Annotated in this window: 8 protein-coding genes; 3 read left to right on the plus strand and 5 right to left on the minus strand. The window is 70.6% G+C overall.

Annotation, left to right across the window (positions count from 1 at the left end):
* The first annotated feature begins 9 nt into the window (after window positions 1-9).
* Both K9U40_RS20980 and K9U40_RS20985 read left to right on the plus strand, forming a co-directional pair.
* A complete protein-coding gene (locus K9U40_RS20980; RefSeq protein ID WP_282892068.1) occupies window positions 10-471 on the plus strand; it encodes an L-2-amino-thiazoline-4-carboxylic acid hydrolase in 462 nt (153 codons plus the stop codon).
* A 54-nt stretch (window positions 472-525) separates the two neighbouring features.
* On the plus strand, window positions 526-1,707 hold the full coding sequence (locus K9U40_RS20985) for a M20 aminoacylase family protein (RefSeq protein WP_282892061.1): 1,182 nt from the start codon (window positions 526-528) through the stop codon (window positions 1,705-1,707).
* 56 nt (window positions 1,708-1,763) lie between these two features.
* Here the strand turns inward: K9U40_RS20985 and K9U40_RS20990 are convergent, their stop codons facing one another.
* Together K9U40_RS20990 and K9U40_RS20995 are read right to left on the minus strand one after the other, a co-directional pair.
* Window positions 1,764-2,249 (minus strand): hypothetical protein, encoded by a 486-nt coding sequence (locus K9U40_RS20990; RefSeq protein WP_282892062.1) that lies wholly within the window; start codon window positions 2,247-2,249, stop codon window positions 1,764-1,766.
* 26 nt (window positions 2,250-2,275) lie between these two features.
* Complete coding sequence (locus K9U40_RS20995) at window positions 2,276-3,055, minus strand: SDR family NAD(P)-dependent oxidoreductase (protein WP_282892063.1); 780 nt, start codon at window positions 3,053-3,055, stop codon at window positions 2,276-2,278.
* 256 nt (window positions 3,056-3,311) lie between these two features.
* Between K9U40_RS20995 and K9U40_RS21000 the strand changes: the two genes are divergently transcribed.
* Complete coding sequence (locus K9U40_RS21000; protein ID WP_282892064.1) at window positions 3,312-4,301, plus strand: GlxA family transcriptional regulator; 990 nt, start codon at window positions 3,312-3,314, stop codon at window positions 4,299-4,301.
* Window positions 4,302-4,387: 86 nt separating this feature from the next.
* Here the strand turns inward: K9U40_RS21000 and serA are convergent, their stop codons facing one another.
* The 3 genes from serA to K9U40_RS21015 form a co-directional block, all read right to left on the minus strand.
* Complete coding sequence (gene serA, locus K9U40_RS21005; protein ID WP_282892065.1) at window positions 4,388-5,656, minus strand: phosphoglycerate dehydrogenase; 1,269 nt, start codon at window positions 5,654-5,656, stop codon at window positions 4,388-4,390.
* 193 nt (window positions 5,657-5,849) lie between these two features.
* Entirely contained in the window at window positions 5,850-6,635 is a 786-nt protein-coding gene (locus K9U40_RS21010; RefSeq protein WP_282892066.1) for an ABC transporter ATP-binding protein, read from the minus strand.
* A partial coding sequence (locus K9U40_RS21015) for a FecCD family ABC transporter permease (protein ID WP_282892067.1) occupies window positions 6,632-7,351 on the minus strand: 720 nt, incomplete at its 5' end. The genes K9U40_RS21015 and K9U40_RS21010, both read right to left, overlap by 4 nt.

Consider the following 7,351-nt stretch of genomic DNA (forward strand, 5'->3'; position numbering starts at 1 on the left):
CCCCCCGCCCTGCCCATCATCGAGCGGCGGCGCATCGAGGCGGAGATCCTCAGGCACGTCTACGACGTGCTCGCCGAGAGCCATGGCGTCGAGGTGGCCCGCACCACCCTGGACAAGGCGGTGTCGCGCTCCGCCATCGCCCAGGGCGAAAAGTTCCGCACCGAGCTCGGCCGCGACCCGGACCTCGCCGACTTCGCGGCCATCCTGCCCAACTGGACCGCCGGCGACGCCCTCTCCATCGAGGTGAGGCACGCCGCCCCGGACCGGCTGGACTTCGACGTGGTGCGCTGCCGCTATGCCGAGATGTACCGCGACATGGGCCTCGGCGAGATCGGCCACCTGCTGTCCTGCAATCGCGACGGGGAGTTCTGCACCGGCTACAATCCGGCCATGGAGCTGACCCGCACCGAAACCCTCATGACGGGCGGCAGGCGCTGCGATTTCCGCTACCGCATGAAGCCCGCCGGCTGAACCCGCCGCACCGCCGTCCCGAGCCGACAAGATCCCGATGTCCCGGAGCCGACCATGAGCGTCACGCCCCCACACTTCACCAACGAGGAGATCGCCGAGGCCGTCGCCTGGCGCCGCGCGCTCCATCGCATTCCCGAGCTCGCCTTCGAGGAGCGCCAGACCTCCGCCTTCGTGGCGGAGCAGCTGAAGTCCTTCGGCCTGGAGGTGGAGACCGGGCTCGGCGGCACCGGCGTGGTGGCGACCCTGACGCGCGGCAGCTCGAACCGCACCATCGGCCTGCGGGCGGACATGGACGCCCTGGCCATCACCGAGGCCACCGGCCTCGACTACGCCTCGCAGCATCCCGGCCGCATGCACGCCTGTGGCCATGACGGCCACATGGCCATGCTGCTCGCCGCCGCCCGCCGCCTGTCGAGGAGCGACAGCATCGACGGCACCGTGCGCTTCATCTTCCAGCCGGCCGAGGAGAACGAGGGCGGTGCCTCCCGGATGATCGAGGACGGCCTGTTCCGGCGGTTCCCGGTGGATGCGGTCTACGGCATGCACAACTGGCCGGACCTGCCGCTGGGCCGCGCCGGCCTCACCACCGGGGCCATGATGGCCGCCTTCGGCATCTTCGACATCACCGTGACCGGCCGCGGCGCCCATGGCGCCATGCCCCACCAGGGGGCGGACCCCATCGCCTGCATGTTCCAGATCGGCTCGGCGCTGCAGACCATCGCCGCGCGCAACGTCTCGCCCATGGCCTCGGCGGTGGTGTCGGTGACCACGGTGCATGGCGGCGATGCGTGGAACGTCATTCCCGGCAGTTGCAGGATGACCGGGACGGTGCGCTGGTTCGCCCCCGCGGTGGGCGACCTCATCGAGACCCGCCTGAAGGCCATCGTCCACGGCATCGCCGAGGCCATGGGCTGCACCGCGACCATCGACTATCAGCGCCGTTATCCCGCCACCATCAACGACGCCGCCGAGGCCCGCTTCGTGCAGGACGTGGTACGCGGCCTCTCCCCCATGCTCACGCTGGACGAGGCCATCGAGCCCAGCATGGGCGCGGAGGATTTCGCCTTCATGCTGGAGGAGAAGCCGGGCGCCTATGTGTGGGTGGGCCAGGGGCGCAATGACGGTCGCGGCGCGGGGCTGCATTCGCCCGACTACAATTTCAACGACGACGCCCTTCCCATCGGCGCGGCGCTGTGGGTGGCCATCGCCGAGCGCCGGCTCGCCAGGGCGGGCTGAGGCAGGCGAAGGCGGGGACGGGCCGCGCGCCCGCCCCGTCCCCTGCGCACGACGCGTCATGCCATCCTGCGGCTGCGGATCGCGAACCAGACGATCGTGAGGGTTCCAACGAGGATGACGAGCTGCGCGATCAGGAACGGGGGCTCGCTCTGGGTCGGGGCGAGCGGCTGCAGCGCCGGGAGCTTCTGGAAGGATTGCACCACCAGGACCACCAGGTTGAGGTAGAGCGCCAGGGCCGCGGACAGCACATAGGCGATGACGACGCCCCGGTGGCCGGCCCGGCCCGGCAGGGCGGCCACGGCGATCGCGAGCAGGACCACCGAGACCACGCCGAAGAGAAAGGCCGGGGTGACCCCGCTGAACGGAAACAGGAAGCCGGTGATGCTGGTCAATGCGGTGCTGGCCAGGAAGGCGCCCTGCCAGCGGGGCAGCCAGCGGCCGGCCGCGAGGGCGGCCATGGCGACGAGACCCGTCGCGATGCCCGCGAGGCTGACCGCGACATGCACGGTCAGCAAGGTGTCGATGGAAAGTCCGGGGATCATGGCGAAGCTCCTCTATTGCAGGCCGTTCAGGCACGATAGCGTGCGGCGGGCCGGCTGAGCGACAGGCCCGGCCGCAACGCATCCCGGGCAGAAGCGAAGGCGTCGAACGCGGCCGTGTCCGGCAGCGCCGGAATGGTGATCGCTTCGCCGAGATCCAGGCCGGCAAGGGCGGCGTCGACCATCTCCTCCACGGTCATCACCATCTCGGCGGGGATCCGGTCGAGCGCCTCGCTGGTCCAGATGGCCGTGCGGGTGATGCCCGGCAGCACGGCCTGGACCCGCACGCCCTTGGGGCCGAGCTCGGCCTGCAACGCTTCCGAGAAGGCGAGCACGAAGGCCTTGGTGGCCGGATAGACCGCCGTGAACGCGGCCGGCATCAGCGCCGTCACCGAGCTCATGTTGATGATGGTGCCGGCGCCCTGCTGCGCCAGCCGCGGCGCGATCGCCGCCGCGAGCCGCGTCACGGCGAGGATGTTGAGCGCGATCATCCCCGACAGATAGGCCGGATCGGCGTCGAGGATCGGACCTTCTCCGGCGATGCCGGCATTGTTGACGAGGCCCGTGATCGCCGCGTCAGCCTTCAGGCGCGCCTCGACGCGGGCGAGGTCGGCGGGCGCGGCGAGATCGGCCGCCATCGTCTCCACGCGGACATCGTATGCCGCCTGCAGCGACCGGGCGAGCGCGTCGAGCTTCTCGGCCCGGCGGGCGACGAGGACGAGATCATGGCCGCGCCGGGCGAGGCGGTCGGCATAGACGGCGCCGATGCCGTCCGAGGCGCCGGTGACGAGAAAGGTGGTGTCGGGCATGGGAAGTCTCCATGAACGGGACGAGAGGGAGGAGCGCCGGGCGCTTTCCAGCGGTGCCGGGCCCCTTGATGAAGGCGCGGGGAAGATGCGGGTCGTCGCTGGTGGCGAGCGTAGCTGCTTTCGTGGTTCCTTCGGCGCTTGCCCGATTTGCCGGGATGTCCGTGTGCCGTGGTTGAAGGATTACGCCGGGCGAGGGATCATCGGCATTGGCGGAACCGACAATGGTCGGGCCAAAACCGACAAAGGAGCTGATCAGATGGGTTCGCCCGCCATCGGGACGCCGAAGGCCGAAGTCGGCATCGTGCTGTATCCCGGCTGCCAGACCGCGATGGTCCACGGCATGACGGACCTGCTCGACATCGCAGGCTACTTCTCCCACAAGCGCGGCGGCCCGAGGCTGCGCGTCAGCCACTGGCGGCCGGACGACGGCGGCGGCTGGGCCCGCGCGTTCGACACCCATCCGGACCTGGGCCGGGCGATGGAGCCGTCCGTGCTGATCGTGCCGGGCCGGCTGACCGGCCCGATGGAGGCGGACGAGGCCGCGCTTTATGCCCGCTGGCTGCTCGACCGGCATGCGCAGGGGGCGACCCTCGCCGCCAATTGCGGCGGCGTCTTCGCCCTGGCCGCCACCGGCCTGCTGTCGGGCCGGCCCGCCACCACCCACTGGCTGTTCGCCGACGCGTTCCGCAGCCGGTTCCCGGATGTGCGCCTCGACACCGACAGGATGGTGGTGGAGGACGGAGACATCGTCACCGCGGGCGGCCTCATGGCCTGGACCGATCTCGGCCTGCGGCTGGTGGACCGACTGCTCGGCTCGACGGTGATGGCCGATACCGGCAGCTTCATGCTGATAGATCCCGCCGGCCGCGAGCAGCGTTACTATTCCCGCTTCTCCCCCCGCCTCACCCATGGCGACGAGGCGATCCTGCGGGTCCAGCACTGGCTGCAGGCCCGCGAGGCGAAGGCCGTGAGCGTCGGCGACATGGCGCGGATCGTTGCGATGGAGGAACGCACGTTCCAGCGGCGCTTCAAGGCCGCGACCGGCATGAAGCCGACGGAATACGCGCAGCATCTGCGGGTTGGAAAGGCGCGTGAACTCCTGGAGTTCACGAAGCGGTCCGTCGAGCAGATCGCCTTTGCCGTCGGCTACGAGGATGCCGCGGCGTTCCGCAAGCTCTTCCACCGCATCGTCGGCCTGTCACCGGGCGACTATCGCAGCCGCTTCACCGTGACCGCCGCCGAATGAGCCCCGGAGCGCGCTTTCCTTGAGTTAGGGGGTCCCAACAAGGGGCCGCCTTTCGGGCAGCCCCTCGATGGCCGGCACCTGCGAGGTCAGGCCTTGTATTCGTAGAGCAGGCGGGCGCGGATCGTTCCCTCGAGCGCGCGAATGTCTTCGAGCACCCGCTGGCTGTCCGCCTCCAAGGTATCGGCGTCGAGCACCACGTAGCCGATATCGGCGAAGGTCTCCAGATATTGCGCGGCGATGTTGACCGAGTGGCGCGCCAGCACCTCGTTCAGCCGCCCGAGCGTGCCCGCGAGGTTGCGGTGAACCTGGATGAAGCGCGTTCCCTTGGGGCGCGCCGGCAGCTGCACCTGGGGAAAGTTGACCGTGCCCATGGTGGAGCCGGTGTCGCTGTAGTCCACCAGCTTGCGGGCGACCTCGGCGCCGATGCGCTCCTGCGCCTCCTCGGTGGAGCCGCCGATATGCGGCGTCAGGATGACGTTGTCGAGCCCCTGCAGCGGCGAGACGAAACGCTCGTTGTTCGAGCCGGGCTCCACCGGAAACACGTCCACGGCGGCGCCGCGCAGGCGGCCCTCGCGCACGGCATCGGCCAGCGCGTCGAGGTCCACCACCGTGCCGCGGCTGTTGTTGATGAGATAGGCGCCGGGTTTCATCGCCGCGATTTCGGCGCGGCCGATCATGCCGTGGGTCGCCGGCGTCTCAGGCACGTGCAGGCTCACCACGTCGGCCTGCGCCAGCAGATCGTCGAGGCTCGCCACCGGCTCCGCCTGGCCGTGGCGCAGCTTGTCGGTGTGGTCGTAGTAGATGACCCGCATGCCCATGGCCTCGGCCAGGTTGGAGAGCTGCGAGCCGATATTGCCGTAGCCGACGATGCCGAGGGTCTTGCCCCGCACTTCAAGGCTGTCGTTCGCGGACTTGTCCCAGCGGCCCTCGTGGGCGGCCTGGGAGCGCCCGGGAATGCGCCGCAGCAGCATCACGATCTCGCCGATCACCAGTTCCGCGACGCTGCGCGTGTTGGAGAACGGCGCATTGAACACGGGAATGCCATGGATGCGCGCCGCGTCGAGATCCACCTGGTTGGTGCCGACGCTGAAGCAGCCGATGGCGATCAGCCGGTCCGCGGCCTCCAGCACCTCGGCGGTGATGTGGGTGCGCGAGCGGATGCCCAGGATGTGGACGCCCTTGATGGCCTCCCTCAGCGCATCGCCGTCGAGGGCCTTGGGCAGGCGCGTGACGTTGGTGTAGCCCGCATCCGTCATCATCTGCACGGCGCTGTCATTCACGCCTTCCAGCAGCAACACCCGGATCTTGTCTTTAGCCAGCGAGAGCTGCGGCGAATGAGAATGACTGTCGTTCACGATCCCGGCGTCCTTCAGCAATGATTGTCGGATGGCCGAAAACCGGGCGGAAAGCTTGGTTCGGCCTGAAATGGGTCGTCCTTCGCCGGGGACCGGGCGATCCTCGGGCGGGCGAGAACTTAGCGCTTTTGCCGCTGGCGTCTAGAGCGCGGTCCGATCGGCCTGCGGGCCAGGGTGTCGAAGGGATCGGCCGTCATGCCTCGGGCTCCCTGCGGGCCGGCGCCCGGCCGCGGCGGCGCCACGGCAGGATGACGGGCTCGCCGCCGATTTCGCCACGCTCCACCTCGACGCCATAGGCCCCGCCCACGCGCTCCGCCGTCAGCACGGCGGCGGGCGATCCTTCCGCGATGAGGCCCCCGTCCTTCATCAAGGCGAGGCGGTCGCAGAAACGGGCGGCGAGGGTGAGGTCGTGCAGCACCGCCACCACGGCGGTGCCGGCGCGGGCGGTGGCGCGCAGCAATTCCATCACCTGGAGCTGGTGGTAGGGGTCGAGCGCCGCCACCGGCTCGTCGGCAATGAGCACCGGGGCTTCCACCGCCAGCGCGCGGGCGAGCAGCAGGCGGGCACGCTCGCCGCCGGAAAGGGTGCCGGCGGAGCGGTGGCGCAGGTGCGCCAGCTCCACCGCATCCATGGCGCGCTCCACGGCGGCATCCACCCGCGCGGCCCCGTGGGGCAGCCGGCCCAGCGCCACCACCTCCTCCACCGGCAGCGGCCAGTGGATCCGCCCGTTCTGCGGCAGGTAAGCGAGGGTCCGGCCCAGCGCCCGGCGACCGATCTCGTCCGGCGTGCGCCCGCCATAGGTCACCGTGCCGGAGGCGAGCGGATCGAGGCCGGCGAGGGCGCGCAGCAGGCTGGTCTTGCCGGCGCCGTTGGGGCCGATGAGGCCAAGCATCTCGCCCGGCCGCGCGGCGAGGGAAAAGTCGCGCACCACGAGGGCGCCGCCCCGATTCACGCTGATGTCGCGCGCCTCCACGATCATTCGCCGTCCACCCTCAAATGCCGCAGCAGGGCGAGGAAGAAGGGCGCGCCGACGAGGGCGGTGACCACGCCGAGCTTCAGCTCCGGCCGGGTCGGGATGAGCCGCACCGCGATGTCGGCGCCCAGCGTCAGCGCCGCGCCGGCGAGCCCGCTGGCGAGCAGCAGCCGCCCCGGCCGGTGACCCACGAACGGCCGCATCAGGTGGGGCACCACGAGGCCCACGAAGCCGATGGCCCCCGCCACCGCCACGCTCGCCCCCACCGCCGCCGCCGTGCCGCCGATGACGGTGAGGCGCGCCCGGCGCAGGGAAAAGCCGAGGCTCGCCGCGGCGTCCTCGCCGAGGGTCAGGGCATCGAGGGCACGGCCGGTGGCGAGCACCAGCACCCAGCCCGCCGCCATGAAGGGCAGGGCCAGCGCCACATGGGCAAGGCTGCGGTCGGACAGGGACCCCATGAGCCAGAACACCACCTCCAGCGCCGCATAGGGGCTGGGGGCGAGGTTCAGCGCCAGCGCGGTGAGGGCGCCGGCGAGGCTGCTCAGGGCCACGCCGGCGAGGATGAGCGTGGCGGTGCCCGCGCCGCGTCCGGCCAGCGCCAGCAGGAATGCGGTGGCAAGTCCCGCGCCGATCAGGCCGCCCAACGGCAGGGCGAGGGGGAAGGCGGAGGAGAAGCCGAAATAGAAGGCCACCACCGCCCCCAGCGCCTGTCTCTTATACAC

It is taken from the genome of Xanthobacter autotrophicus (assembly GCF_030015065.1).
Lineage (GTDB): Bacteria > Pseudomonadota > Alphaproteobacteria > Rhizobiales > Xanthobacteraceae > Xanthobacter > Xanthobacter autotrophicus_D.

Bases quoted from the DNA above. Each gene is read 5' to 3' on its own strand.
- K9U40_RS20990 (WP_282892062.1), bottom strand. From the start codon at position 2,249: ATGATCCCCGGACTTTCCATCGACACCTTGCTGACCGTGCATGTCGCG.
- K9U40_RS21010 (WP_282892066.1), bottom strand. From the start codon at position 6,635: ATGATCGTGGAGGCGCGCGACATCAGCGTGAATCGGGGCGGCGCCCTC.
- K9U40_RS20985 (WP_282892061.1), top strand. From the start codon at position 526: ATGAGCGTCACGCCCCCACACTTCACCAACGAGGAGATCGCCGAGGCC.
- K9U40_RS20995 (WP_282892063.1), bottom strand. From the start codon at position 3,055: ATGCCCGACACCACCTTTCTCGTCACCGGCGCCTCGGACGGCATCGGC.
- K9U40_RS21000 (WP_282892064.1), top strand. From the start codon at position 3,312: ATGGGTTCGCCCGCCATCGGGACGCCGAAGGCCGAAGTCGGCATCGTG.